Source organism: Leifsonia sp. 2MCAF36, from assembly GCF_052115525.1.
In the GTDB taxonomy this organism is placed as follows: Bacteria; Actinomycetota; Actinomycetes; order Actinomycetales; family Microbacteriaceae; genus Leifsonia.
Map to the genome: position 1 here is coordinate 69,419 of NZ_JBFRGV010000002.1, position 26,385 is coordinate 95,803.

A 26,385-nucleotide genomic window follows, 5' to 3' on the forward strand; every position below is an offset into this window, starting at 1 on the left:
GCTCGACGCGTGTCACCGGAGGAGCTGCAGACGCTGGCGCACCTGCGCCGGGCCCGGGATCTGATCGACCGCGACTACGCCAAGCCGCTCGACGTCCCGACCATGGCCGCCCGCGCCTTCATGTCGCCCGCCCACTTCTCGCGGCGCTTCCGGGCGGCGTACGGAGAGACGCCCTACAGCTACCTCATGACGCGGCGAATCGAGCGGGCCATGGCCCTCCTGCGAGGTGGGATGAGCGTCACCGACGCGTGCATGGCCGTCGGCTGTACGTCGCTCGGCTCGTTCAGCTCGAAGTTCACCGAAGTGGTCGGCATGACGCCGACCGCCTACCGGACGCGAGAGCACGCCGCAGTGCGCGCCATGCCGGACTGCATCGCGAAGCAGCGCACACGGCCGGTCCGGTCCCGCGGCTGACCGCGCGATTGCGTCCACTGACGACGCGGAGGACGACTTCTCCACAGAGAGCAGTTTTCGAGAAGCGCCCCGGGACGCTTCTCCTTAGAGTCGACTCATGACCGTTTCACTCCAGTACTCGCAGATCACCGTCCTCGACCCCGAGGAGTCGCTCGCGTTCTATCGCGACGCCCTCGGGCTCGACGTCATCCAAGACGTCACCTCCGGCGACCACCGCTGGGTCACGCTCGGCGTGGCCGGCGACGAGAACGCCGCCGTCGTCCTCAGCGACCCGCACGCCGGCCGCTCCCGAGCCGATGGCGACGCCCTCCAAGAACTCGTCGTGAAAGGCTCCATGAGTCCGATCGTGTTCCGCACAGACGACCTCGACGCTGCGTTCGAGCGCGTGCGGGCGTCCGGCGCCGAAGTGCTCCAGGAGCCCATCGATCAGCCGTGGGGTCCCCGCGACTGTGCGTTCCGCGACCCGTCGGGGAACATGGTGCGCATCCTCCAGACGGCGCCCGCGACGCAGAGCGCCTGACCGCGACGGCTCAGGCCCGAGCCACCGACACCGGGACGAACTCGCGCACCGGATGCGCCACCGTTGCGGCGCACGTGCTCAGCAGAGGTTCCGAGAGCCGCTCGCCGACCTCGACCGTCAGCAATTCGTCGCCGTGCGCCAGTTCGACCGTCCAGCCGTGGGGATGGGCGCGCTCCGACAGCACCCGGAACGCGTCGATCCGGTCGTCGCCGGTCTCCGTCCGGGCGAACGCCTCGGCCGCCTGCGCAATGGTCGTGAGAGAGGTCCGGCCGCGCAGCCGGTCGGCGACGACCCGGCCCTCTGCGTAGCGCTCCACGACGGTGGCAGCTTCGGCGGCGGACACCCGTCCGTACAGCAGGCCGTGCGGAAACACGATCATCGTGGCGGCGAACCGGTCGCCGCCGAGATGGGAGCACTCCCAGGTGAGCTCGGGGTGCGCGGCAGCCAGAGCCTCGACGACGGGCCGTCCGCGCACGGCGCAGCACTGGTCGTGCCGTGCGTGTGCGCACACCGCGTACAGTGGCGCGTCGCTCGGCTCACCGGCGGAGCCGTCGAGGGGGAGCTCAAGGAGATCCGCCGGATCGTCCACGCGGCCCCAGCGGATGCTCTCCCGGCCGAGCCGGGCATCCACCAGCGCCCAGCGCCAGGACGCCTGCTGCCGACGAAGCGGGGCACGAAGCCGAGTGCGGCGGATGGCGAGCGGCCGGATGCCGGACCCTTCCGCCCGGGCGACGATGCGGGAGCCGACGTCGGGGTCGAGGGCGGAGTCGAAGAACGCGTGACGACCCCATCCGCTCTCCACTTCGACGAGCAGCCAGCGCTCGCCGAAGCCGGCCGTCCCGGGCAACGGGTCGCCGCGTCCCACCGCCCGGTCGCTGCACGGCAGCCACTCGGGCACGACCGTGTCCGTCACGTGGCCGTCGCGGTCCCGAAGTCGGCTGACGCGCTGCGCTCGCCGTCCGACGAGACACCGGCCGGGTCGGCGAAGTCGATCTCATCCTCGTCCTCGGCCTCGGCCTCGTCCGCCGTCGGACTGGGCTGACCGCCGGGCTCGTCCGCCAACGCGAGGAGGCCCTCGCGCAGCAGCCGACGCGCGACCACCACCGCTGACCGCTCATCGAGCGGCAGCTCACCGACCGTCACCGGACGGCCGTCCAGGAGCCGTCCCACCGCGCCGTGCGCGGCGAGCGGCAGCGCGATCGCCTTCCCGGGGAGTCGCACGGTCACCGTCTCGACCTCGACCGTCACGTTCGCTCCCAGCCCCGGCCGTGCGACCACGACCGAGCCCGTCGACAGCTCCTCCGCCGCGGCGATGGTCGCCAACGGCCGGACCGGGGCGGGCGGCGAGTCCGAGCGCTTCCGCCGGAGCAGCCGATCCGCGACGGCCCCGGCGACCGCCGACCGTGCAGACGGCTCCGCCAGGGCCTCGATCAGGGCCTCCACCGTCTGCTCCACCACGGGCGCGACCGCCGCGGGGTCACCCGGATCGAAACCGAGCGGCAGCGAGGCCCGCAGTGCGGCGACGTCCGCCGCATGCTCGACCGCTTCCCGCACGACGTCGTGTCGGGTGTAGGGGGCGACCCCGATGGTCAGGTGGACGGAGACCCCGCCCAGCGCCTCGGCCGAGTGGATCCACCCACGCGGCAGGTACAGCGCGTCACCGGGACGGAAGGTCTCCTCGATGGCAGGCGCGTCCTCCGCACGAGCCGCCACCGCAGCGGCGTGGTCGCTCCACGGCTGGTCAGCCAACGGATCGACATGCACCGGCTCGTGGATGCGCCAGTGCTTCTCGCCCGCGATCTGCAGCACGAAGACGTCGTGGACGTCGTAGTGCGGGTCGAAACCGCGCGACGACGCCGGGGTGATGTACGCGTTGACCTGGGCCGGGTGGCCGAGTTCGGCCGCGAGTCGCCGGGAGAACTCGGCGACCGCCGGCCAGGTCCGGTGCAGCCCCTGCAGCACCAGGGTGGCGCCGTTCCCGAACTCCGCCAGCACTTTCGCCGAGTCCAGCTGGTCGCCGACGTCGGCGCCGAACCCGCCCGCTGCGGTGAACCGCGACGCGGGGAGGACCGCACCCTCCTTGGCCATGCGCACGAACGGGGTGCGCAACGCGCGTGATGAGACCAGCTCATCCACCGCGTCCACGCTGAACAGGTCGGAGAAGTCCCCGCCGAGGTCGGCCGCCCGGGTGAACAGCGGCCGTCGTCCCCAGAACTCCGTCGCGAAACGCTCCCGATCGACCGGCACGCAACGCGAAAGCGCGGGCCGGTCACCCGACCCGCGCTCGTCCGTCGTCATCAAGCGGACCCGTCGGCTCCGCCGTCCTGGCCGCCGGTGTTGGCGCCGCCGTCTGCGGTGCCCTCCCCGCCGCCCGACCCGGCCGAGCCGTCGGCTCCGCCGTCCTGGCCGCCGGTGTTGGCGCCGCCGTCGGCGGTTCCTTCGCCGCCGCCCGCCGCATCCGTCGTGATGTCGTCGTCGTTGATGTCGCTCATTCCGTCTCCCGTTCGTCCGTGGGCACCCTGACGAAGCTCACAGTACGCGCGGGGCAGGGGCCGCCGGAAGGGCCGCCGGATGAACGCCCGCGGCCCGCCGGTGCGTCACATTTCGCAAGACGTTTTGACCATCCCTGTGTGCCGCGGGAGGCTCGAAGGGCCGCCAACCGTCGCCGGCGATCCCTCCCACACCCCTTCACAAGAGAGGCACAGCCATGTCCGATTCCACCCCGTCCACCCCCGCGCTGCCGGAGAAGCCGAAGCGCTCCCGGACCGGCTGGTTCGTCGGCATCGGCATCGTCGTCGTCGCGGTGATCGTCGCGGTCGTGCTCGTCGTCGTCAACGTCACGGGCACGGGATCGGGCGCCGCCTCGGCGAAGACCGTCACCGTGAAGATCGGCACCACCGAGGCGTCATCTCCCTACTGGGCCGTGCTGAAGAAGGAAGCCGCGAAGGAGGGCATCGACATCCAGACCGTCAACTTCCGCGACTACACCCAGGCCAACCCGGCGCTCGCCGACGGGCAGCTCGACCTGAACCTGTTCCAGCACCTGCAGTTCCTCGCCAACTACGACGTGCAGGCGAAGCAGAACCTGGTGCCGATCGGCGCCACCCTGGTCGTCCCGCTGCCGCTGTACTCGACCAAGTACACGAAGATCGGCGACATCCCTCAGGGCGGAAAGATCGCCATCCCGAACGACCCCACCAACCAGGCCCGGGCACTGCTCGTGCTGCAGAAGGCGGGGCTGTTGAAGCTGAAGAACGGCGGCAGCACGCTGGCGACCCCGGCCGACATCGACGCGTCCGCCTCCAAGGTCACGGTGATCCCGGTGGATGCGGCGCAGACCGCCCCGGCGCTCAGCTCGGCCGACGGCGCGATCGTCAACAACAACTACGCGCTCACCGCCGGCATCGACCCCAAGTCGGCCCTCTTCCAGGACGACCCGAAGTCGCAGACCGCCGAGCCGTACATCAACGCGTTCGTCGCCCGGGATAAGGACAAGGACAACAAGACCTACCTGAAGGTCGCCGAGCTTTACCACACCAAGGCCGTCACGGCTGCGGTGCTCGCCGAGTCGAAGAACACGGCGGTCATCGTCGACCGCAAGGCGTCCGACCTGGTCGGGATCCTCGACGGCCTGAAGAAGACCATCCGGGCGGCCCAGTAGTGCCGGAGCGCGACAGCGCGGCGCCGATCATCGAGTTCCGCGGCGTCACCAAGAGCTTCGGCTCCGGGGACGCCGCGGTCCCGGCCGTCGACCGGCTGGACCTGGCGATCGGGCGCGGCGAGATCTTCGGCATCATCGGCTACTCCGGGGCGGGGAAGAGCACCCTGGTGCGGCTGATCAACGCTCTCGAGCATCCCAGCGCCGGCTCGGTGATCGTGGAAGGACGCGATCTCACCACGCTGAAGGAGCGCGACCTCCGCCGGGTCCGCGCCGGGATCGGGATGATCTTCCAGCAGTTCAACCTGTTCCGCTCGCGGACGGTGTTCGGCAACATCGCGTACCCGCTCAAGGTGGCCGGCTGGCCGGCGGACAAGCGGAAGGCCCGCGTCGCCGAGCTCCTCGCCTTCGTCGGGCTGACGGAGAAGGCGTGGAGCTACCCTGACCAGCTCTCCGGCGGCCAGAAGCAGCGAGTCGGTATCGCCCGCGCGCTCGCCACGAACCCCGACATCCTGCTGGCTGACGAGGCGACCAGCGCGCTCGACCCGGAGACCACCTCCGATGTCCTCGCCTTGCTGAAGCGCGTCAACCGGGAGCTCGGGGTGACGATCGTCGTCATCACGCACGAGATGGAGGTGGTCCGGTCGATCGCCGACCGCGTCGCCGTGCTGGATGCCGGCCGCGTCATCGAGTCGGGCAGCGTTTTCGAGGTGTTCTCGGCGCCGCAGACGACGACCGCGCAGCGGTTCGTGGGGACCGTGCTCCGCAACCAGCCGGGCGCGGCCGACATCGAGCGGCTCCGCACGAAGCACGCCGGCCGGATCGTGTCGGCGCGCATCCATGACGACGGTCGGCTCGGGTCCGTGCTCTCGGATGCGGTCGGCCGCCACAACGTCCGTTTCGAGATCGTCTATGGCGGCATTTCGGCGCTGCAGGGCCGCTCGTTCGGCAGCCTCACGCTGGAACTGGTGGGCGAGCCGGCCGACGTGGATGCGCTGGTCGCCGAGCTCCGGACCGTCACCGAGGTGGAGGAGGTGGCCGCATGACCGACTGGTCGACCCTGTGGCCGGTGTACCTGACGTCGATCGGCCAGACGCTCTGGATGGTCGTCGCCACGCTCGTGCTCGGCGGTGTGCTGGGCCTGGCGCTCGGCGTCCTGCTCTACACGACCAGGCGCGGCGGCCTGCTGGAGAACCGCGGTCTTTTCACGGTGCTGAATGTGGTCGTCAACTTCATCCGTCCCATCCCGTTCATCATCTTCATGACGGCGATCGCGCCGCTCACCCAGCTGGTACTCGGCACCTTCCTCGGCACGCCCGCTGCGATCTTCCCGATGACGATCGCCGCCACGTTCGGCATCTCGCGGATCGTGGAGCAGAACCTGGTCACCATCGAACCGGGCGTGATCGAGGCGGCGCGCGCGATGGGGTCGAGTCCGTGGCGGATCATCACGACGCTGCTCATCCCGGAGGCGCTCGGACCGCTGATCCTCGGTTACACGTTCATCTTCGTCGCGATCGTGGATTTGTCGGCGATCGCCGGCAGCATCGGCGGCGGCGGCCTCGGCGACTTCGCGATCTCGTACGGCTACCAGCGGTACAACTGGGCCGTCACGTGGATCGCCGTGATCACGATCGTGGTGCTGGTGCAGGCCGCGCAGTTCCTGGGGAACGCGCTGGCGCGCAAGGCGCTGCGCCGCTGAGCGAACTGTGGCACGCAACACGCCGTTATCGCGAGGCGATGACGGCGTGTTGCGTCCCATGGATGCGACTCACGGCCCGACGTAGCGTCCGACCGGGCGCAGCCGCAGCGGGGGCTGCGCGTACTCGTCGAGGGCATGGACCATCCAGCCGACGGTGCGCGCGGTCGCGAAGACGACCTCGCCCGCGTCGTCGCGCATCCCCGCCGCCAGGGTGAGGGCCCCCAGCGCGAGGTCGACGTTGGGACGCGCACCGGTGCGTTCACCGATGACGCGTGCGACGGCATCCACCGCGGCGATCGTGGACGCGTGGCGCGGGTCGGCGGACAGCATCCCGAGCAGGATGCGCGCCCGCGGGTCGCCGTCGGGGTAGAGCGGCTGGCCGAACCCCGGAACCGGGCCGTGCGTCGTGACCACGGCGTCGGCGATGGCGCGGGCGGGGTCGGCGCCATCGGCGACGCGTTCCAGCAGCTGGTGGGCGGCGCGGCTCGCGTTGCCGTGCAGGGGCGAGTCGAGGGCGCCCATGCCCGCGGTGACGACGCCGTACGGGGTGGCCCGGGCGGACGCGGAGGCCCGGGCGGCGAGCGTCGAGACCGCCATGTCGTGGTCGAGGAGCAGCACGAGCGCCGAATTCAGGAGCGCGATGTCGGGCGGAAGAGGGATGCGGTTGCCGCGCACTGCGGTCAGCCGCCGGAACAGGCGCCCGGCGAGCGTCCCCGCTTCGGCTCCCTCCGGTGTTGCAGCGGGCAGCACCTCGACCATCCCGGCGACCAGGCGCTCCGTCGCGGACGCCACCACCGCCGGGTCGAGCGAGGCGCGCAGCGGGTCGGCCGCCGCCAGGGCGGTCACCGCGACGACCTGCCGGTCGCGGGAGCCGGCCGCCGCGGGGAGCGCGGCCGCCGAGGCACGTGCAGCGTCGAGCCCGGCCCCTGGGGTGAACCGTGCCGTCGCATCCCACTCTCCGGTGAGCGCCCAGCGCGCCACCGTCTCGAACGGTTCTGCGACCAGCTCCTCGACGGGACGGCCGCGGTACGACAGCTCGCCGTCCTCGATGAGGGCGAACCCGGTCTCGATCACCATCAGCGGTCGTCCGTCCGAGTGGCCCGAGTCGCGCGCCGGACGCCGACGACGGGTCGCCGCGAACCGCTCCACCTCGAGCGGGTCGAAGCTCGAACCGCCAGCCGTCCGCTCCCGTCGGAGCCGCCCTCGGGCGACGTACGCGTAGAGGGTCTCCAGCTTGACGCCGAGGCGGTCGGCGGTCTGCTCGGCGGTCAGCCGGGGGAGTGCATCCATGTTGATCCGATCAACGTTGACGACGTGTTACATCCAGTTCACACTACCGGTATGGACAGGATGGACGACACCCTCATCGACGTCCCGCGCGGCCTGACGAACGTGGTGGCGGCCCGGACGGAGCTGGGCGACGTGCGCGGGCACGAGGGCTTCTACCACTACCGGCAGTACTCGGCGGTCGACCTCGCGCGCGAGCGGACGTTCGAGGAGGCGTGGCACCTCCTCCTCTTCGGCACGCTGCCCAGCGCCGACGAGCTGGACGCTTTCCGCGCCCGCATCGCCGCCGCGCGCGGCATCCCGGACGACGTCCGGGCCCTGCTGCCGGGGATCGCGGGCCTGACCGCGGGCGGCGACGCCCTGGCCGGCCTCCGGATGGCGCTCGCGGCGGTCGCCGCGGCCGATCGCGCCCGGCCGGTATACGACGCGACGCCGGACGAGCGGATGCGCGACGCGATCCGTGTCGCCGCCGTCACGCCCGTGCTGCTCGCAGCCCTGCACGCGCTCGCCGCGGGCCGGGAGCCGCTGGAGCCGCGCGACGACCTCGGCCACGTGGCCGGCTACCTGTACCTGGTGACCGGACGGGTTCCCAGCGTCGACCAGGAGCGCGCGCTCAGCGCCTACATGACGGCCGCGATCGATCACGGCTTCAACGCCTCCACGTTCGCCGCGCGGGTGATCGCCTCGACGGGAGCCGATGTGTCCTCCGCCGTCGGCGGCGGGCTGGGCGCGCTGTCCGGGCCGCTCCACGGCGGCGCACCGAGCCGCGCGCTGGACACGCTGGACGAGATCGGCACGCCCGACCGCACGGACGAGTGGGTGCGGCGCACGCTCGCCGAGGGCGGCCGGGTGATGGGCTTCGGGCATGCGGTGTACCGGACGGAGGATCCGCGTTCCCGGATGCTGCGCGAGTTCGCGCAGGGCTTCGGCGGTCCGCGCGTCGACTTCGCCGTGCAGGTGGAGCGGCGCGTGCAGGAGCTGCTCGCCGAGCTGAAGCCGGGACGAGAGCTGCACACCAACGTCGAGTTCTACGCGGGGGTCGTGATGGAGCTGTGCGGGATCCCGCGCGAGATGTTCACCCCGACCTTCGCCGCGGCGCGCGTGGTCGGCTGGACGGCGCACATCCTGGAGCAGGCGGCCGACGGCAAGATCCTCCGGCCGTCGTCCCGGTACGTGGGGCCGGCCGCACCCGTCCCGCTGCCGGCGAAGGTGCCAGCGGCATCGTGAGGCGCGGTCGCACCCGCCCGGGTCTCACGCCCGCGGCGAGTACACCCGCACGGCGGAAGGCCGCACCCGGATCGTGAGCTTCTTCTGCTCGCCGGGGGTCTCGGTCGATGCCTCGCCGTCGTGCGCGTAGCCGGGATCCTCCCCGGCAGCCGCGATCGTGATCTCTTCGACGGTCCGCGCCTCCAGCGCCGGCGGCCCCTGGAGGAAGGGCAGCCGGGCGACGAGCGCATCGGTCCGCCCGCCGAAGGCCAGCGCGACGGCGCCGCGCGTGCGGGGTCGTCCGTCGGCGAACAGGATGCGGACATCCAGCAGGTGATCGTCGAGCCGTCGGCGCTCGATCGGCGCCACCGCGACGGGGTAGTACCGGTCGACGCCGACGAACACCGACCAGACGTCGCGCGCCACGCCGTCGATCTCCACGCGGAGCGGGCTCCCGCGCCGGACCACCCGGATCGCCGCGAGCACGGCCGCGATCGGTTTGCCGAGCCGGCGCTCGTGCTTCTCGCGTTCCTCGACGAAAGACGGGTAGATGCCGACGGAGGCGGTGTTCAGGACCGTGAGCTCGGTGCCGTCGGCGAAGCCGAGGTCGGCCACATCGACCTCCCGTCCGCTTCCGGCGGCCAGCGCGTCGAGGGTCGCATCGACGGAGTCGAGCAGTGCCGCCTTCGCGAAGTGGTTGAACGTGCCGCCCGGGAATACCAGGAGCGGCAGGTCCGCTTTTCGCGCCTGCTGCGCCACGGCGGCGACGGTGCCGTCGCCGCCGTACACGCCGAGTACCCGGGGCGGGTCCTCCGAATCGAGCCGCCGTGCGACCACGTCGGCGATGTCGTCCCCGTCGGCCAGCTCGTGGATCTGCGCCCGCGGCAGACGCTCGCGCAGCAGCGGACCGGGCTCGGGACGCCCGAGGCCCCGACCCGACCCCGGGTTGACGACGATGAACACGCCATCGCCCGTCTCGGTCGCGGGGAGGTCGAGCATCCGCGCCGTCGGTGGATCGCGGCGCACCGCAGGCGCGACCGCGGGTGCGACCGCCTTGAGCGCCAGGGCGGCGCCGGCTCCGATGGCAGCCCCTCCGGCGACGTCGGAGAACCAGTGGGCTCCGGTGTGCAGCCGCGAGTAGCCGACCCCCGCCGCGAGCGGCGCGAGCGCACCGCCGGCGGTGGGCCACTCCAGCGCGACACCGGTCGCGAACGCGGCGGCGCTCGCCGTGTGGCCGGACGGGAACGACGGCGATGTCGGGGTGCGCTCCAGCCGTCGGGCGAAAGGGATGGAGGTGAGCGCCGGCCGGTCGCCGCCGACCAGGCGCTTGCCGACCAGGTTGGCGACCAGGCTGGCGAGCCCGAGCGACGCGAGCCCGCGGACCGCCGCCCTGGGTCGCCCGAGCGCCAGCAGCACCGCCGCGGCGGCGAACCAGAGTTTGCCGTGGTTCGCCGCGAGCGTCAGGCCGCGCCAGAAGCCGTCCGACACCGCGCCCGTGGTGCGGGCGTTGATGCGCGACGCGACCCGCGCATCCATTCGTTTGATGCGGGCGGGGAGCGGCATGCGCGAGCGGTTGCGGCGGCGGGGCGAGGCCATGCCGTCAATGTACGCCGCGGGGTCTTTTGCGATGGAGCGTCGCCTGCGCGGTCTCCCGGCGGGCGGTAGGATCATCGTCGTGAGCACGCACGTCATCTCCCAGCCCATCGAGCACGAGCGCGAGGTCGTCGGCAGCGACGAGCACGGCACTCTCGTCCGCAGCCTGAGCACCACCCTGCCGAGCGCTCTCGGCAACCTCCTCGCCACCCTCGTGGTGCTGGTGTCCCTGGTGATCGGCATCTGGAGTCTCGTCGCGACCTGGACGGGCAACTCCGACTCGTTCCTGCCGTTCTTCCAGGTGAGCGTCGCAGCCACCGTCGTGGCGCTCAACGCGCTCTACGCCCGCCGGACGTTCAGCTACGTGATCACGCTGATCGGCGCCATCCTCTGGCTCTGGGTCTCGGTCACGCCCTTCGCTCCGTTCTTCCAGGTACTGCTCCAGGCGATCACCGTCGTGATCATGCTGGGGGGCGTGGTGTTCTCGGCCGCCGCGGTCCGCCTCAGCAAGCAGCCGCGGTTCTGAGCGGGGACCCGGCGGACCGCACCGCCGACCCCGCACCCACCGTGCCGCGCCGCCGGCACATGGTCGACCTGTCTCCGCTCCGGGAGTCGCCGCCTTTCGCGCGCCTCTGGCTGGGTGGCGCGATCTCGGGCATCGGCTCACAGATGACCATCGTGGCGGTCGGGCTGCACATCTTCGACCTCACGCATTCGACCCTCGCCGTCGCGCTTGTCGCGCTGTTCGCGCTCGTCCCGATGATCGTCTTCGGCTTGTACGGGGGTGTCCTCGCTGACGCGTTCGACCGTCGGAAGGTGGCGCTGGTCACGGCGATCGTCGCCTGGCTGTCGACCGCCGCGCTCGCGCTGCTCGCCTGGATGCACATCCCCGTCGTCTGGCCGCTCTACATCATCACCACGATCAACGCCGTCGCCAGCGTCATGATCGGGGCCACCCGCCAGGCGATCACCCCCCGGCTGCTGCCGGTGCGCCTGCTGCCGGCGGCCAGCGCGCTGAGCGGCATCAGCATGGGCGTGATGGTGACCGTCGGCCCGGCGCTCGCGGGCCTGCTGGTCGCGACCGTCGGCATCCCGTGGACGTACACGGTGGATGCGGTGCTCTTCACCGCCGCGTTCCTCGGCATCTTCACGCTCCCGTCGATCGTGCCGGAGGGGGAGCGAACGGGCGCCGGGCTCGCGTCCGTGCTGGAGGGCTTGCGCTTCCTCCGCACCGCGCCGAACCTCAGCATGACGTTCGTACTGGATGTGATCGCGATGACGTTCGGGCAGCCGCGTGCGCTGTTCCCGGCGGTCGGGGCCCTGCTGATCGGCGGCGGACCGATGACCGTCGGCATCCTCACCGCCGCGGGCGCCGTCGGGACCCTGGTGTCCAGTGTGTTCTCGGGTCGGCTCGGCAGTGTGCGGTGGCAGGGCCGGGCGGTGGGCAGGGCGATCGTCGTCTATGGCGCCAGCATCCTCGGCTTCGGCATCGTGCTCGCGGTGGTGGCCTTCACCGGGACCGCGGGCGGCGGTGCCTCGTTCGCGCAGGCCAACCTGCCCGCCCTGCTCGTCGCCACTCTGATGCTGGCCGCGTCCGGCGCCGCCGACAACGTCAGCTCCATCTTCCGGATGACGATCCTGCAGGCGTCGGCTCCGGACGTGATGCGCGGGCGGTTGCAGGGCGTGTTCACCGTCGTCGTCACCGGCGGCCCGCGCCTCGGCGATCTCTACATCGGGGTGCTGGCATTGACGGGAGCGCTGTGGTTCCCGCCACTGCTGGGCGGGCTGCTCATCGTGGTCCTGGTGGCGACCATCGTGCGAGTCCAGGGTTCGTTCCGCCGCTACGACGCGCTCGCGCCGACGCCCTGAATCGCGGGCGCAGACCGGCGGCCGTGCTCAGGACTCGCGCACGACCTGGTCGGGTCGCTTGTCGGGCCGCAGACCCCGCCATGACGGCTGCCGCAGTCGGCCCGGACCGGTCCATTCGGCGAACTCGACCTCACCGACGAGGTCGGGTCGCACCCAGTGCGCGCCGCGCGCATCCGCCGTGGGCACGCCCTCGATGGGGCGCTCCTTCTGCTCCAGCACCCCCAGCTTCGCGGCGAGGTCGTCGAGCGCCCGGTCGCTGAATCCGGTGCCCACCTTGCCGACGTAGCGGAGCGTGTCGCCGTCCGGGATGCCGAGCAGCAGGGCGCCGATGGTGTTCGCGCGCCGGCCGTTGCCGGGCGTCCATCCACCGATGACGACCTCCTGCGCGAGGTGGTGTTTGATCTTGATCCAGGCGCGGGAGCGGCGGCCGGTGGAGTAGGTGCTATCGCGTCGCTTGGCCATGACGCCCTCGAGACCGAGCTGTTTGCTGGAGACGACAGCGTGCTCCAGGTCGCCGTCGAAGGCCGGCGGCACCTGCACGGGATCGTTCCGGCCGGGCCGGAGCACGTCGAGCAGCAGTTCGCGCCGCCGATCGTAGGGCTCGCGCAGGTGACTGGTCCCGTCGATCTCGAGCACGTCGAAGACCATGTAGTGGGCGGGCGCGCGCTTCAGCGCGGCCTGGATGTCGGCCGGCCGGGTCAGCCCCATGCGGGTCTGCAGCAGCCCGAAGTCGGGCCGGCCCCGCGGGTTGAGCGTGACGATCTCGCCGTCGAGGACGAGGTCATGATCGCCCGCGAGGTCGACGAGCCCGGCGAGGTCGGGGTACGTCACCGTGACGTCGTTGCCGTTGCGCGTGGTCAGTCGCAGCCGTCCGCCGCGCACCTCGGCGACGGCTCGGATGCCGTCCCATTTCATCTCGAACGCCCACTCGTCCTCGTCGGTGATCTCGGCCGACGAGCCGAGGGTCGCCAGCATGGGGGAGACGGGAGCGTCGGTGAGGGCTGGTCCGGGTGTGCGGGTGGCGCGCGACGCAGTGGGCGCGACCTCGTGCCCGACCGCCTGCTTGTGCCCGGCGGCCTCCGCGTCGCCGTCCGCCTTCATCCGGTGGATCAGCCAGTTCTTGTCGTCCCCGTCGCGTGCCGTGCGGATGAGCGCGAACTTCTGCGGCACACCGCCGAGTCCGCCGTCCGGCTGGCCGTGCAGGGTCGCGATGACCTCGTCGTCGCGCCACTTCTCCAGCTCGTAGTCGCCGTGGTCCCAGATATCGACGTGGCCGGCGCCGTACTCGCCGTGCGGGATGTCGCCGGCGAAGCCGCCGTACTCGAGCGGGTGGTCCTCCGTGTGCACGGCGAGGTGGTTCTGCTTCGGGTCGGTCGGTGTGCCCTTCGGCAGGGCCCAGCTGACCAGCACGCCGTCCCGCTCCAGGCGGAAGTCCCAGTGCAGCCGCCTGGCATGGTGCTCCTGGATGACGAACGAGCGTCCCTCTCCTGCCGTCGGCCGGTCGGCGGGCACCGGCTCGGGCGTTTTCTCCCCGTCGCGCATGGACCGGTAGGTGGAGAGCCGGTCGGGCTCGGAAGGATGCGCTGAGCCGTGCGCTCCTCCCGCGCCCGCGGACAGCTCCTCCAGCGGGTCGCCGCGCCGCTTCAGCCGATCCATCACCTCGAGGTAGTCGAGATGCCGCAGGTCCTTCGAGGCCAGCTCCCGCCAGGTGCGCGGCGTCGCGACGGTCGGCCGGAACCGGCCGCGCAGCGAGTACGGCGCGATTGTCGTCTTGGCACCGTTGTTCTGGCTCCAGTCGACGAGCACCTTGCCGGCGCGCAGCGACTTCTTCATGTCGCTGACGATCAGGTCCGGATGGTCGGCCTCCAGTGCCCGCGCCAGTTCGTGGGCGACGGCGGAGACCCGGTCGCTGGTCTGCGAGCCGTCGAGTGCCGCGTAGAGGTGGATGCCCTTCGAGCCGGAGGTGACAGGGAACGGCTCGAGTCCCATGTCGGTGAGGATGACGCGGGCCAGGCGCGCGACCTCCGCACAGTCCGTCAGGGTGACGCCCTCGCCCGGGTCGAGGTCGAGCACCAGCCGGTCGGGATTGCGGCGCTCGCCGCCCGGTCCGACCCGCCACTGCGGAACGTGGATCTCCAGCGACGCGATCTGCGCCAGCCAGATCAGGGTCGCCCGGTCGTTCACCAGCGGGTAGCTCTTCGGGCCGGAGGAGTGCTCGATCGTCGCCTGTCGCACCCAGTCGGGCGTGGAGGCCGGGTCCAGATCCTTGTGGAAGAACACCTGCCCCGGGTCCTCCGGTGTGCCCACACCGTGCACCCAGCGCTTGCGGGTGGCGATCCGGTCGCGGACGTGCGGGATCATCGCCTCGGCGACCGCGTTGTAGTAGCCGAAGATGTCGGCTTTGGTGGTCCCCGTCTCCGGGTACATCACCTTGTCGAGGTTGGTCAGCTTGAGGCGGTGACCGTCGATGTCGACGACCTCGGTGTCCTGGGCGGCCATAGCCACACCGTACGCCAGGGCGCCCCTCCCGGTGCATTCCCTGATCACTGCTTGAAAATACGCTGATCCCCGGACACGATGGGCACATGAGGGCCATTTGGACGGGCGCCATCACCTTCGGACTCGTGAATGTCCCGGTGAAGGTGTACAGCGCAACCGAAGATCACGACGTCTCCCTGCACCAGGTGCACGACGAGGACGGCGGACGGATCCGCTATCAGCGCCGCTGCGAGATCGACGGCAAGGTGATCCCGTACGAGCACATCGCGAAGGCGTACGACGACGGCGAGCGGACCGTCATCCTGACCCCGGAGGACCTCGCGTCGCTGCCGTCGGAGCGGAGCCGCGAGATCGACGTGGTGGAGTTCGTCCCCAACGACCAGCTCGACCCCCTGATGTTCGACCGCAGCTACTACCTGGAGCCGGACTCCAAGTCGCTGAAGGCGTACGCGCTCCTGCGGAAGACGCTCGAGGACGAGGAGCGGACCGCCATCGTGGAGTTCGCCCTGCGCCAGAAGACCCGGCTCGCGGCGCTGCGCGTCCGCGGCAATGTGCTGGTGCTGCAGACGCTGCTCTGGCACGACGAGATCCGCGAAGCCGAGTTCCCGTCACTCGACCAGACGCCGCGGATCACCGACCGGGAGCTGCAGCTCTCCAGCGCGCTCATGGAGAGCTTCGCCGGCGACTTCGAGCCGGAGAAGTTCAGCGACGAGTACCAGGAGGAGCTGCGCAAGCTGATCGACGCGAAGCTCGAGCAGGGCGAGAGCGTCGACACGGCGGCGACCTTCGGCGAGGAGGAGGAGAAGAAGGGCGGCGGCGAGGTCATCGACCTGATGGAGGCCCTGCAGCGCAGCGTGGAGCGCAGCCGCTCGTCGAAGTCGTCGTCGTCGAAGTCGTCGTCGTCGAAGTCGTCCACCTCGAAGCAGTCGTCCTCGAAGGCGTCGTCCTCGACCGCCGAGAAGAAGCCCGCCACCCGGAAGGCACCGGCCAAGAAGTCCGCGAAGAAGCCCGCGTGACGCGCCTGAAGCGCAGCAATCCCTCCGGTCCGGGGTACCACCGGACGATGACCCACTCGGGGCCCGTCTATGAGGACGAGGCGGGCAACCGGATCGTCGACGAGCGCGAGCTGGACCGCATCCGTTCGCTTGTGCTTCCGCCGGCCTGGCAGGACGTCTGGATCTCGCCGGACGCCCGCGGGCACATCCAGGCCGTCGGCACGGATGGGGCCGGCCGCCGTCAGTACCGGTACCACGACTCCTGGAGGCTGAACCAGGACCGCCTCAAGTTCGAGCGCGCCGCGCAGCTCGCCGAGACGCTGCCCTCCGCCCGCCGCAAGGTGACCATGGACCTGCGCCAGGAGGGGTTCGGACGGGACCGCATCCTCGCGGCCGCGTTCCGGATCATCGACCTCGGAAGCGTGCGCATCGGCAGCGAGGAGTACCTGCACGCCAACGGAAGCCGCGGGCTGACCACGCTGCTGTGCCGGCACGCGAGCATCGGCGGGGACGACATCACGCTGATCTTCCCCGCGAAGTCGGCCCAGAAGTGGACGAGCACCATCAGCGACCCCGATCTCGCGGAACTGCTGCGCCAGATCCAGGCGCTCCGCGGCCCGCGCTCCCGCCTGCTGTCGTGGAAGGAGGGCACCTGGCACACCATCCGGCCGGCCTCGCTCAACGAGTACATCCGGCGCCAGACCCGCGGCGAGTTCACCGCGAAGGACTTCCGGACGCTGCACGGCACCATCGTCGCGGCGGAGGCGCTCGCCGCCCTCGGGGTGGCCGGGACGGACTCGCAACGGAAGAAGCGGGTGAGCGCTGCGGTGAACGAGGCCGCCGCAGAGCTCGGCAACACGCCGACGATCGCGCGGAACAGCTACATCGACCCGCGCATCTTCGACCGCTACCGCAACGGCGAGGTCATCGACGTCTCGAACGGCCGCGCCGCCGAACCCGCGCTCCTCGAGCTGCTGAGCTGATCGCGGGGGATGGGCTCAGCGGTTCGGCCGCTGAGCCGGCGTCTCCGACGACAGCGGTGCGGCGATCTCCTCCAGCGACTTGCGCTCCGCGTTGACGCCGAGGAACAGCTCCACGAGCCCGGCGGCGATCATCAGACCGGCGCCGATGTAGTAGCCGATCGCCACCGCGTGGCTGCCGGCCTCGATCAGGTGCCCGAACAGGATCGGACCGATGATGCCGCCGATGGCCGTCCCGATCGCGTAGAAGAAGGCGATCGACATCGCCCGGGTCTCCATCGGGAAGATCTCGCTCACCGTCAGGTAGGCGCTGCTCGCGCCGGCCGAGGCGAAGAAGAACACGACCATCCAGCACACCGTCAGCCAGAAGGCGTCGAGCAGCCCGGCGTCGAACATGATCGCCGTTCCGACCAGCAGCACTCCGCTGCCCACGTAGGACAGGGTGATCATGAACCGGCGACCGACCGAGTCGAACAGGTGGCCGAGCAGCAGCGGGCCGAGGAAGTTGCCGACGGCGATCGGGACGAGGGCCCACGGCGCCAGGTCGTCCGGAACGTGCAGCAGCTTGGTCAGCACCAGCGAGTACGTGAAGAACACCGCGTTGTAGAGGAACGCTTGGCCGATGAACAGCGACAGCCCGAGCACGAAGCGCTTCGGGTAGCGCGTGACCGCGGTCCGCACGATCTCGCCGAAGCCGGTCGACCGGCGCTGGTGGATCGTGATGCCCTTGTCGTCCGGCACCGTCTCCAGGCGCTCGTGGGTCTCATCCTCGATGTCGAGCTCGATCTTCCCGACGAGGGTGTCCGCCTCCTCGTCCCGTCCGTGGATGAACAGCCAGCGCGGCGACTCCGGCACGTTACGGCGGACCAGAAGGATGACCAGGCCCAGGACGGCGCCCAGCCCGAAGGCGATGCGCCAGCCGATGTTGGGCGGGAAGATCGCGGTGTTCAGGAGGAAGACGGTCAGCACGGCGCCGAAGGCTGTGCCGAGCCAGTAGGACCCGTTGATGGCGAGGTCGACCAGACCGCGACGGCGGGCCGGGATGAGCTCGTCGATGGCGGAGTTGATGGCCGCGTACTCGCCGCCGATGCCGGCCCCGGTGAAGAAGCGGAACAGGAAGAACATCCAGGGCGTGAAGGAGAACGCCGTCAGCACCGTCGCCAGCAGGTACAGCCCGAGGGTCAGGATGAACAGCTTCTTCCGGCCGAAGCGGTCGGTCAGGTAGCCGAACACCAGCGACCCGGTACAGGCGCCCGCGACATAGATGGCGGCGGCGAGACCGACCTGGGCGGTGGTCAGGCCGAGGCCGCTGGACGGCTCCGTCAGCCGGCTGCCGATGGCACCGACGATGGTCACCTCGAGCCCGTCGAGGATCCACACGGTGCCGAGCCCGACGACGACGAGCCAGTGGAACTTCGACCAGGGGAGGCGGTCCATCCGTGCCGGGATGGTGGTGCGGATCGTCTTCAGCGACGCCGCGCCCTTCGTTGAGGAGGAGGTCTGTGCGCTCACCCGGGGGACTGTATTGTGCCTGTGCGTCACCCGGCAGAGCCTTGACAAATGGCCGATTGTGCGCTTTGCGCAGTGAGTAGCTCACATAATGCGCAACTGTCAACCCCTTGTTGGTGGGAGGGGTGCATTGCTTATCGTTGCTGATGACTCCACACCCCCGAAAGGGTGCGGGGACACCCGAACTGAGAGCACGAAACGATGGCCGCCCGCGAGTACGCGGGCTGAATGGGATGACACGATGACGACGCTCGAAGTGACCAGTGATCCGGTACGCGACTATCTGAATTCGATCGGCCGGACGAGGCTGTTGACAGCAGACGAAGAGGTGATGCTGGCCAAGCGGATCGAGGTGGGAGTGCTCGCCGGAGAGCGGCTGGCCGTCCGCCCGAACCTCACCCCGCGCGAAAAGCGCGAACTGCAGTACCTCGCCGACGACGGCAAGCGCGCCTTCGAGCGTTTCATCGAGGCGAACCTGCGGCTCGTCGTCAGCATCGCCAAGCGCTACGCCGGCCGCGGCCTCCCCGTGATGGACCTCATCCAGGAGGGCAACCTCGGCCTGGTGCGTGCGGTCGAGAAGTTCGACTACCGGACCGGTAACAAGTTCTCCACGTACGCGACCTGGTGGATCCGCCAGTCGATCCTGCGCGGCATCGCCGACACGGCCCGCCTCATCCGCATCCCGGTCCACACCGTGGAGAAGATCGACAAGCTGGACCGCATCCGGCGCGACCTCGGCGGCGAGCTGGGCCGCACGCCCACCCTGGAGGAGATGGCCGAGGCCTCGAACCTCGACCCAGCCGAGGTGCACAAGCTGCAGATGAGCGACTCCGAGACCGTCTCACTGGCCGTGCCGGTGGGCGAGAACGAGGGCGCCGAACTGGGCGACCTCATCGAGGACGACGACTTCCCGGGCCCCCCGGAGGCCGTGGAGGTGGAGTTCCGTCACCGCGACCTGGAGGAGCGCCTCCGCGAGCTCCCGCCGCGCGACGCCAAGGTGGTGCGCATGCGCTTCGGGCTCGACGGGCAGAAGCCGATGACCCTGGACGAGGTCGGCGAGGTGTACGGCATCACGCGTGAGCGCGTCCGCCAGCTCGAGACCCGCAGCCTGAAGCGCCTGCGCTGCCCGGAGCTGCTCGAGTACCTGCGCTGAGCGCCTCTCGACGCGACGAAGGACCCCGCACCGATCGGTGCGGGGTCCTTTCGCTCCGGGAGGAAATCCGCGCTCCCTGACTCCGTTTCTCCTCCATTCACCCGCGCTGGATGGCGTGTCGCGTGCGTTCTCCTCCGCCTCCGTGGCGAGCGTCGGGGGGTCAGCGGCCGGGAGGCGAGTCGGCGTCGACCTCGTCGGCGCCGAGGGCGCCGATCTCCTCGGTCAGCTGCAGGCCCTGCGCGCTGTTCGACGAGAGCGTCAGCTGGTCGAGCCAGGCACGGTTGATGCGCGGCGTGCGGCCTCCGCTGTAGCGGAACAGCAGCGGGATCGCCGGGTCGATCCAGATCGCGCTGCGACCGTCGCCGACGCTCTGTTCGTCCCGCCAGGAGAAGAAGAATCCCTCCTTGCGGCGTAGTTTCAGCCCGATCACGATCTGCAGGTGCGCGAGGACGCGGTCCTCGAATCCGATCTCGGTGGTCCCGCCGTAGATGAGCTTGCCCATCCCAGAAAAATACAGGACGCCCGGGGAATGCTGGAACCGGCATTCGCTCGGCGAACAGCAGAGGGCCGGATCCCGGGCGTACTCTCTGCACCCGACGACGGCTAGCCGCGTTGCGCGTCCGCTTCGGGAGGAGAATCGTCCTCCGCAGCCGGAACCGAAGCCGGCGCCGGTACCGCAGCGAGAGTCGTCGCACTCAGGTCCCGGAGAAACGCCGTGACGGTCTCGCGGTCGTGCGGGCTGAGCGCCCGCGCCACCTCGAACCGGCGGGCGTGCTGAAGGCCCATGGTCCGCCGGACCTCCCGGTGGGTCTCCGGGGTGATCTCGACGGTCACCGCCCGGCGGTCGGTGGGATGCGGACGACGGACGACGTGCCCGGCACGCTCCAGCCGGTCCAGCAGCTTCGTGGTGGAGGCGGTGGAGATGTGCAGGTGATCGGAGAGCGCACCGGCGGTGACCGGCACGTCGGCGTTCATGGAGGCGATGATGTAGCGGAGCGCACGCATGTCGGTCTCGTTGAGCTTCATGTGCGTGCGGGACTCGAAGCTGAGCCGCTGGTCCGCCTCGCGCCACTCGCGCATCGCGGCGAGCAGTCGAACGATCTGCGTCAGTTCCTCTTCGCTGAGGTCGTCGTGGCGGACGAGCTCCTGGCGGGGGTCGATGATGCGGGGATCGGTGAGCGATGCCGAGATCCGGCGCGCGTCGCGTCGCGCATCGTCCCGGGCCGGTGTCATGCGATCATCCTATTCCTATTCGTAAGATGCGTGCTAAGTTATTTGCTACCCAAGCTAGATAAGGGAGCGTTGACATGACGCAACTGCACGACACCCGGTCTGCTGTCGAGCCCGACCTGGCGGCGGTCGATGCGCGACTGGCCCGCCACTTCGCGGAGCGGATCTCCGCCGCCTCGGCCTACGACCCGTCCTACCGACGGCTCTGGGAGAGCGCCCGCGATGCCGCCGACGGGGGCAAACGCATCCGTCCCCGCTTCGTCCTCACCGCCTACCGAGGCCTCGCCGGTGCCCGCGCCGGCGCCGGCGCGGCCGACCAGGAGGCTGCGCGCACTGCCGCTGTCGCCTACGAACTGCTGCACACCGCCTTCCTGCTCCACGACGACGTGATCGACGGCGACACGGTTCGGCGCGGCCGGCCCAACGTGGCCGGTGCCTTCCGGGCGGAAGCCGTGGCCCGGGGCGCCGACAGCGGTCGCGGCCGCCGCTGGGGCGCGGCCGGCGCGATCCTCGCCGGCGACCTCCTGCTCCACGCGGCCTCCTCGACGCTGGGCAGGGTGCAGGTCGACGAGTGGACGCGCGAGCGCCTCCTCGACATCCTCGACCACGGTGTCTTCGTCACCGCCGCGGGCGAGCTGGCCGACGTCGCCCTCGCCGAGCGGCTCGGGCCCGACGCACCGGCGCTTCAGGATGTCCTGGCCATGACCGAGCACAAGACCGCCGCGTACTCCGTGTCAGGACCCCTGATGACGGGTGCACTGCTCGCCGGTGGCGGAGAGGACGTGCTGGCGCCGCTCGCCGAGTACGGCCGGTTGGTGGGCATCGCCTTCCAGCTCGGCGACGACCTGCTCGGGGTGTTCGGCAGCGAGGACGTCACCGGCAAGAGCATCGTGAGCGACCTGCGGCAGGGCAAGGAGACGTCGCTCATCGCCTACGCCCGTGGCACCGCCCGCTGGTCTGACGTGGCGCCGTCGCTCGGACGCGGCGACCTCGACCGGCGCGAGGCCGGCCGACTGGCCGCCTTGCTCGAGGAGTGCGGCGCGCGGCGGTTCGTCGAGCGCCTGCTCGCCGAGTATGTCGAGCGCGCCATCGCAGTGCTCGACACCCCGTCCATCCCGGCCGCCCTTTCAGAACCACTGACCGACGTGGCACGCTCGTGTATCGGGAGGATCGCATGACACGCGCACCGGAGGCCCCGGCCGGCACACAGCCGACCGACCTCGCCACCTACACCGCAGCCGCCCACGCGGGCGCCGCGACCATCATCCACGCCTACTCGACGTCGTTCGGGATGGCCACCCGCCTGCTCGGGCAGCGCATCCGCCCGCAGGTGGAGGACGTCTACGCCCTGGTCCGGATCGCGGACGAGATCGTGGACGGCGCCGCGGCGGAAGCCGGGCTGAGCCTCGACGACCAGCGCGAGCTCCTCGACGCGCTCGAGGACGACACCGAGCGCGCCATGCGCACCGGTTACAGCGCCAACGTCGTCGTCCACTCGTTCGCCGTGACCGCTCGCGCCGCGGGCATCGGGTTCGACCTGACCCGGCCCTTCTTCTCGTCCATGCGGCGGGACCTCAGCCCGGTCGACTTCTCCTCCGACGAGCTGCGGGAGTACGTCTATGGTTCGGCCGAGGTGATCGGACTGATGTGCCTGAAGGTCTTCCTGGCCGACGCACCCGTTCCCGACCACACGCGCCACCGCCTCGAAGTGGGGGCGCGGAGGCTGGGCGCGGCCTTCCAGAAGATCAACTTCCTCCGCGACCTCGCCGTCGACTGGACGGAGCTCGGGCGCAGCTACTTCCCGGGCATCGAACCGACACACCTGACCGAGCGGCAGAAGCTCGCGCTGGTCGTCGACATCGACTGCGACCTGGGTGCCGCCGCCGACGCCATCCCATACCTGCCCGACAACTGCCGTCGCGCGGTCGCGGCAGCGCACGGGCTGTTCTCGGAGCTGAGCGACCGGATCCGGGAGACACCGGCGACCCAGCTGCTGACCCGGCGGGTACGGGTACCGACCGCGGTGAAGCTGGCCATCCTCGCTCGCGCGACGATCGTCTCGGCCGTCCCGCGCGGTGGGGCCAGGCCGGTGCGGTCCGCCTCCATCGTCCCGGCATCGGCGGCGAGACCGGGACAGCGGCCGTGACCGGGCGACGCGTCGCCGTCATCGGCGGCGGCATCGCCGGCCTGGCGACGGCCGCTCTGCTCGCGCGCGAGGGCCACGCGGTGACCCTGCTGGAGCAGAAGGATGCGCTCGGCGGGCGAGCCGGCTCGTGGCAGCACGACGGTTTCCGCTTCGACACGGGCCCGTCGTGGTACCTGATGCCGGAGGTGTTCGACCACTTCTTCGAGCTGATGGGGACCTCCACCCGGGAGCAGCTCGACCTGGTGACGCTCGATCCCGGCTACCGGGTCTTCTCGGAGGACGGCCGTCCACCGCTGGACATCCGGGCCGACGGCGCCGCCAACCGGGCTCTCTTCGAGCGGGAGGAGGCGGGCGCGGGCGCCGCGCTCGACCGGTACCTGAAGGGTGCAGCCGAGACCTACCGCCTGGCCGTCGACCGCTTCCTCTACAGCACGTTCGCCGACCTGCGGCCGCTGCTCGCCCCCGACCTGCTGCGCCACCTGCCGCGACTCGCCCGCCTGCTGCTGGAGCCGCTCGACCGTTACGCCGCCGGCTTCGTCGCCGACAACCGACTCCGGCAGGTCCTCGGCTACCCGGCCGTGTTCCTGGGGACGTCTCCCGGTCGCGCGCCCAGCATGTACCACCTGATGAGCCACCTGGACCTCGACGACGGCGTCCGCTACCCGCTCGGCGGATTCGCGGAGCTCATCGACCGGATCGCCGCGCTGGCCGCGGATGCAGGCGCGCACCTGATCACCGGCGCGCGCGTCACAGCCATCCGCACCACGCACGGCCCGCGGCGGCCGCACGCGGCCGGCGTCGAGTACCGCGACGCGGCGGGCCGGTCGCACGCCGTCGACGCCGACATCGTCGTCTCGGCCGCCGACCTGCACCACACCGAGACCGCCCTGCTCCCGGAGGCGTTGCGCACCCACCCGGAGAAGGCCTGGGACCGCCGCGACCCTGGCCCTGGCGTGGTGCTCGCACTGCTGGGAGTGCGCGGGCGGCTGCCGCAGCTGACCCACCACAATCTCTTCTTCACGACCGACTGGGAGGCGAACTTCCAGACGATCTACGGGCCCGACCCGGGCATCCCGGACCCGGCCTCGCTCTACGTCTGCATGCCGAGCGAGACCGACCCCGACGTCGCGCCGGACGACCACGAGAACCTGTTCGTCCTCATCCCCGTGCCTGCCGACGTCTCGCTCGGTGCCGGCGGGGTCGACGGCGCCGGTGACCGCGCGATCGAGCGCGCGGCGGACGCGGCCATCGCCCAGATCGCCGCCTGGGGCGGTATCCCGGACCTCGCCGACCGCATCGTGGTGCGGCGCACGCTCGGCCCCGAGGACTTCGCCACCGACCTGAACGCCTGGCGCGGTGGCGCGCTGGGCGCCGCCCACACCCTCCGCCAGAGCGCGTTCTTCCGCCCGGGAAACGCCTCCAAGAAGGTCGACGGGCTGCTCTACGCCGGGTCCTCCACGATCCCCGGTATCGGGCTGCCGATGTGCCTGATCAGCGCCGAACTGGTGGTGAAGCGCCTCCGCAAGGACCGGAGCGCTGGTCCACTTCCGGAGTCCCTCCCGGCTCCGCAGGCGGAGCGCGTGTCGTGAGTGTCGTCTACCTTGCGTGTCTTCTGGTCGCGCTCGGTGCGATGGTGCTGCTGGATGCGCGGTTCCGGCTGGTCTTCTGGCGGCATGCGCGTCGCGCGTCGATCGTGCTGGCGCTCGGGCTCGTCTTCTTCCTGGCCTGGGATGCGGCCGGCATCGCCCTCGGAGTCTTCGCCCGCGGCGGCTCCCGCTTCATGACCGGCGTCGTGCTGGCGCCCGAATTCCCACTGGAGGAGCTCTTCTTCCTGGTCTTCCTCTGCTACCTGACCCTGGTGCTGCTCTTCGGTGGCCGTGCGCTACTGGACCGGCCGGGCAGACGGGGACGGGGGAGCAGGGGATGACGTACGCACTGCTCAGCCTGCTCTTCCTCGGAGTGGCGGCCGCCGTGCTCGCGGTGGCGCTGATCCGGGCCCCGGACCGCGCGCATCTGGTCCGACACTGGTGGGTTCCTACACTGCTCGCCGCCGTCGTCGTGCTGGCCCTGACCGCCGTGTTCGACAACGTCATGATCCTCGCCGGTTTCATGACCTACTCCGACGCGCACATCAGCGGTGCCAAGCTGGGACTCGTGCCGATCGAGGACTTCTCCTACCCGCTCGCCGCCCTGCTGCTGCTCCCTGCCCTCTGGTTGCTCACGCGCCGCCGGGGGACGAGGTCGTGACCGCCGTGGCTCCGCCCCCGATCCGGCAGCTGGTGCTGGTTTCGCGCCCGCTGAGCTGGATCAACACCGCGTTCCCGTTCGCCGCGGCCTCCCTGCTCACGACCGGCAGGGTCGACGTCACCTTCGTCGTCGGGACCGTCTTCTTCCTCATCCCGTACAACCTGGCGATGTACGGGATCAACGACGTCTTCGACTACGAGTCCGACCTGCGCAACCCGAGGAAGGGTGGAGCGGAGGGTGCACTCCTCGACCGCTCGACCCACCGCCGCACGCTGATCGCGGCGGTCGTGTCGACCGTCCCGTTCGTGATCTACCTGGTGATCGTCGGCTCCCCGCTGTCGTGGTTGGTGCTGGCGTTCTCGCTGTTCGCCGTCGTGGCGTATTCGGCGAAGGGCCTGCGCTTCAAGGAGGTGCCGTTGCTCGACTCGGTCACCTCGAGCGTCCACTTCGTCAGCCCGGCCCTGTACGGGCTCGTGCTCGCCGGCGCGACGTTCACGCCGGAGCTCTGGCTGGTGCTGCTCGCCTTCTTCCTGTGGGGCATCGGCAGCCACGCCTTCGGTGCCGTGCAGGATGTGGTCCCCGACCGCGACGCGGGCATCGCCTCCATCGCGACCGCGGTCGGGGCTGCCGCGACCGTCCGCCTCGCCATCGCGGCGTGGGCGCTCGCCGGGGTGGCCATGCTGTTCACCCCGTGGCCCGGGCCGCTGGCGGCCCTGCTGGCGCTGCCCTACATCGCGACGGCGGCGCCGTTCTGGGCGGTGACCGACGCGGGCTCGAGCGTCGCGAATCGCGGCTGGCGCCGCTTCCTCTGGATCAACTACGCCTGCGGGTTCGTCGTGACCCTCCTGCTCATCCTGTGGGCGGCGGTGCGCTAGTCCCTCTTCGGCAGCTGCTGCAGCGTCCAGGCGTTGCCGTCCGGGTCGGTGAAGTCGACGAAGCGGCCCCAGGCCAGGTCGTTGACACCCTGGGCCTCGATGCCCTTCTCGGTGAGGTGCGCCAGCGCTTCGTCCGCGTCCGGCACCACGATCTGCAGCCCCTTCATGGTGCCGGGGCTCATGTCGGTGAGGCCCTCGCCGAACGCGATCGAGCAGGCGGAGCCGGGAGGCGTGACCTGCACGAAACGGAGGGTGGGGGAGACGCGCTGGTCGAAGTCGCCGTGCCAGCCGAGGGCGTCCACGTAGAATGCCTTCGCCCGGTCGACGTCGGTGACGGGGACGATGATGAGCTCGATGCGCCAGTCGCTGATGGTCATGGTCCGTGCCTTTCTGTTCGGTTGACACCACGCTATGACCGCATGCGGACAGTTTCCGGCCGCAATGAGAATTCGGCCATTTCGCGGATGCGGGCGCTATCGTCGTAATTCCGACCGTCCAGAAC

Annotated in this window: 27 protein-coding genes; 17 read left to right on the forward strand and 10 right to left on the reverse strand. The window is 70.7% G+C overall.

Annotation, left to right across the window (positions count from 1 at the left end):
* Positions 1-9 precede the first annotated feature (9 nt).
* Complete coding sequence (locus tag AB4079_RS03855) at positions 10-414, forward strand: helix-turn-helix transcriptional regulator (protein ID WP_441785970.1); 405 nt, start codon at positions 10-12, stop codon at positions 412-414.
* Between the two features lie 97 nt (positions 415-511).
* On the forward strand, positions 512-934 hold the full coding sequence (locus tag AB4079_RS03860; RefSeq protein WP_441785971.1) for a VOC family protein: 423 nt from the start codon (positions 512-514) through the stop codon (positions 932-934).
* A 10-nt stretch (positions 935-944) separates the two neighbouring features.
* Here AB4079_RS03860 and AB4079_RS03865 read toward each other — a convergent pair whose 3' ends face one another.
* The 3 genes from AB4079_RS03865 to AB4079_RS03875 are packed head-to-tail and all read right to left on the reverse strand — an operon-like array spanning position 945 to position 3,426.
* Positions 945-1,847, reverse strand: a complete 903-nt coding sequence (locus tag AB4079_RS03865) for a sucrase ferredoxin (protein ID WP_441785972.1) — start codon at positions 1,845-1,847, stop codon at positions 945-947.
* Positions 1,844-3,232: a cupin domain-containing protein gene (locus AB4079_RS03870; protein WP_441785973.1), complete on the reverse strand. Its 1,389-nt coding sequence runs from the start codon at positions 3,230-3,232 to the stop codon at positions 1,844-1,846. The genes AB4079_RS03865 and AB4079_RS03870 overlap by 4 nt, the downstream gene beginning before the upstream one ends.
* Positions 3,232-3,426, reverse strand: coding sequence for a BatC protein (locus tag AB4079_RS03875; protein ID WP_441785974.1), 195 nt, complete (start codon positions 3,424-3,426; stop codon positions 3,232-3,234). Before AB4079_RS03875 ends, AB4079_RS03870 begins: the two co-directional genes overlap by 1 nt.
* A 215-nt stretch (positions 3,427-3,641) precedes the next feature.
* On the opposite strand from AB4079_RS03875, the gene AB4079_RS03880 reads away from it, so the two are divergent.
* From AB4079_RS03880 to AB4079_RS03890, 3 genes are read left to right on the forward strand one after another with little or no spacing between them, the layout of a single operon-like run.
* Positions 3,642-4,595, forward strand: a complete 954-nt coding sequence (locus AB4079_RS03880) for a MetQ/NlpA family ABC transporter substrate-binding protein (protein ID WP_441785975.1) — start codon at positions 3,642-3,644, stop codon at positions 4,593-4,595.
* Positions 4,595-5,638 (forward strand): methionine ABC transporter ATP-binding protein, encoded by a 1,044-nt coding sequence (locus AB4079_RS03885; protein WP_441785976.1) that lies wholly within the window; start codon positions 4,595-4,597, stop codon positions 5,636-5,638. The genes AB4079_RS03880 and AB4079_RS03885 overlap by 1 nt, the downstream gene beginning before the upstream one ends.
* Positions 5,635-6,294: a methionine ABC transporter permease gene (locus tag AB4079_RS03890; protein WP_441785977.1), complete on the forward strand. Its 660-nt coding sequence runs from the start codon at positions 5,635-5,637 to the stop codon at positions 6,292-6,294. Before AB4079_RS03885 ends, AB4079_RS03890 begins: the two co-directional genes overlap by 4 nt.
* Positions 6,295-6,363: 69 nt before the next feature.
* Here AB4079_RS03890 and AB4079_RS03895 read toward each other — a convergent pair whose 3' ends face one another.
* Positions 6,364-7,584, reverse strand: a complete 1,221-nt coding sequence (locus AB4079_RS03895; RefSeq protein WP_441785978.1) for a citrate/2-methylcitrate synthase — start codon at positions 7,582-7,584, stop codon at positions 6,364-6,366.
* A gap of 51 nt (positions 7,585-7,635) precedes the next feature.
* On the opposite strand from AB4079_RS03895, the gene AB4079_RS03900 reads away from it, so the two are divergent.
* A complete protein-coding gene (locus tag AB4079_RS03900) occupies positions 7,636-8,808 on the forward strand; it encodes a citrate/2-methylcitrate synthase (RefSeq protein ID WP_441785979.1) in 1,173 nt (390 codons plus the stop codon).
* A gap of 24 nt (positions 8,809-8,832) precedes the next feature.
* On the opposite strand, the gene AB4079_RS03905 is transcribed toward AB4079_RS03900, so the two are convergent.
* Positions 8,833-10,383: a bifunctional phosphatase PAP2/diacylglycerol kinase family protein gene (locus AB4079_RS03905; RefSeq protein WP_441785980.1), complete on the reverse strand. Its 1,551-nt coding sequence runs from the start codon at positions 10,381-10,383 to the stop codon at positions 8,833-8,835.
* A gap of 79 nt (positions 10,384-10,462) precedes the next feature.
* Between AB4079_RS03905 and AB4079_RS03910 the strand changes: the two genes are divergently transcribed.
* Positions 10,463-10,906, forward strand: coding sequence for a hypothetical protein (locus tag AB4079_RS03910; protein ID WP_441785981.1), 444 nt, complete (start codon positions 10,463-10,465; stop codon positions 10,904-10,906).
* A 59-nt stretch (positions 10,907-10,965) separates the two neighbouring features.
* On the forward strand, positions 10,966-12,249 hold the full coding sequence (locus AB4079_RS03915; RefSeq protein ID WP_441785982.1) for an MFS transporter: 1,284 nt from the start codon (positions 10,966-10,968) through the stop codon (positions 12,247-12,249).
* Between the two features lie 27 nt (positions 12,250-12,276).
* Here AB4079_RS03915 and AB4079_RS03920 read toward each other — a convergent pair whose 3' ends face one another.
* Positions 12,277-14,748 carry an ATP-dependent DNA ligase gene (locus tag AB4079_RS03920; protein WP_441785983.1) on the reverse strand — a complete coding sequence of 824 codons (2,472 nt, stop codon included), beginning with the start codon at positions 14,746-14,748 and terminating at the stop codon, positions 12,277-12,279.
* 86 nt (positions 14,749-14,834) lie between these two features.
* On the opposite strand from AB4079_RS03920, the gene ku reads away from it, so the two are divergent.
* Together ku and AB4079_RS03930 are read left to right on the forward strand one after the other, a co-directional pair.
* A complete protein-coding gene (ku, locus tag AB4079_RS03925; protein ID WP_441785984.1) occupies positions 14,835-15,764 on the forward strand; it encodes a non-homologous end joining protein Ku in 930 nt (309 codons plus the stop codon).
* Complete coding sequence (locus AB4079_RS03930) at positions 15,761-16,726, forward strand: DNA topoisomerase IB (RefSeq protein ID WP_441785985.1); 966 nt, start codon at positions 15,761-15,763, stop codon at positions 16,724-16,726. The genes ku and AB4079_RS03930 overlap by 4 nt, the downstream gene beginning before the upstream one ends.
* A 15-nt stretch (positions 16,727-16,741) precedes the next feature.
* Here AB4079_RS03930 and AB4079_RS03935 read toward each other — a convergent pair whose 3' ends face one another.
* Positions 16,742-18,160, reverse strand: a complete 1,419-nt coding sequence (locus tag AB4079_RS03935; protein WP_441786257.1) for an MFS transporter — start codon at positions 18,158-18,160, stop codon at positions 16,742-16,744.
* A 313-nt stretch (positions 18,161-18,473) separates the two neighbouring features.
* Here AB4079_RS03935 and AB4079_RS03940 point away from each other — a divergent pair, with 313 nt between their 5' ends.
* Entirely contained in the window at positions 18,474-19,385 is a 912-nt protein-coding gene (locus AB4079_RS03940) for a sigma-70 family RNA polymerase sigma factor (RefSeq protein WP_441785986.1), read from the forward strand.
* Between the two features lie 160 nt (positions 19,386-19,545).
* On the opposite strand, the gene AB4079_RS03945 is transcribed toward AB4079_RS03940, so the two are convergent.
* Together AB4079_RS03945 and AB4079_RS03950 are read right to left on the reverse strand one after the other, a co-directional pair.
* Entirely contained in the window at positions 19,546-19,887 is a 342-nt protein-coding gene (locus tag AB4079_RS03945) for a DUF7882 family protein (RefSeq protein WP_441785987.1), read from the reverse strand.
* A gap of 101 nt (positions 19,888-19,988) precedes the next feature.
* On the reverse strand, positions 19,989-20,618 hold the full coding sequence (locus AB4079_RS03950; protein WP_441785988.1) for a MarR family winged helix-turn-helix transcriptional regulator: 630 nt from the start codon (positions 20,616-20,618) through the stop codon (positions 19,989-19,991).
* A 74-nt stretch (positions 20,619-20,692) separates the two neighbouring features.
* Between AB4079_RS03950 and AB4079_RS03955 the strand changes: the two genes are divergently transcribed.
* The 6 genes from AB4079_RS03955 to AB4079_RS03980 are packed head-to-tail and all read left to right on the forward strand — an operon-like array spanning position 20,693 to position 25,883.
* Positions 20,693-21,793: a polyprenyl synthetase family protein gene (locus AB4079_RS03955; protein ID WP_441785989.1), complete on the forward strand. Its 1,101-nt coding sequence runs from the start codon at positions 20,693-20,695 to the stop codon at positions 21,791-21,793.
* Complete coding sequence (locus AB4079_RS03960; protein WP_441785990.1) at positions 21,790-22,761, forward strand: phytoene/squalene synthase family protein; 972 nt, start codon at positions 21,790-21,792, stop codon at positions 22,759-22,761. The genes AB4079_RS03955 and AB4079_RS03960 overlap by 4 nt, the downstream gene beginning before the upstream one ends.
* Complete coding sequence (gene crtI, locus AB4079_RS03965; RefSeq protein ID WP_441785991.1) at positions 22,758-24,350, forward strand: phytoene desaturase family protein; 1,593 nt, start codon at positions 22,758-22,760, stop codon at positions 24,348-24,350. Before AB4079_RS03960 ends, crtI begins: the two co-directional genes overlap by 4 nt.
* Positions 24,347-24,688 carry a lycopene cyclase domain-containing protein gene (locus AB4079_RS03970; protein ID WP_441785992.1) on the forward strand — a complete coding sequence of 114 codons (342 nt, stop codon included), beginning with the start codon at positions 24,347-24,349 and terminating at the stop codon, positions 24,686-24,688. Before crtI ends, AB4079_RS03970 begins: the two co-directional genes overlap by 4 nt.
* Positions 24,685-25,008, forward strand: a complete 324-nt coding sequence (locus AB4079_RS03975) for a lycopene cyclase domain-containing protein (protein ID WP_441785993.1) — start codon at positions 24,685-24,687, stop codon at positions 25,006-25,008. Before AB4079_RS03970 ends, AB4079_RS03975 begins: the two co-directional genes overlap by 4 nt.
* Positions 25,005-25,883, forward strand: a complete 879-nt coding sequence (locus AB4079_RS03980) for a prenyltransferase (RefSeq protein ID WP_441785994.1) — start codon at positions 25,005-25,007, stop codon at positions 25,881-25,883. The genes AB4079_RS03975 and AB4079_RS03980 overlap by 4 nt, the downstream gene beginning before the upstream one ends.
* Here the strand turns inward: AB4079_RS03980 and AB4079_RS03985 are convergent.
* Positions 25,880-26,260, reverse strand: a complete 381-nt coding sequence (locus AB4079_RS03985; protein WP_441785995.1) for a glyoxalase superfamily protein — start codon at positions 26,258-26,260, stop codon at positions 25,880-25,882. The two genes, AB4079_RS03980 and AB4079_RS03985, sit on opposite strands and share 4 nt — an antisense overlap.
* Positions 26,261-26,385: the final 125 nt, after the last annotated feature.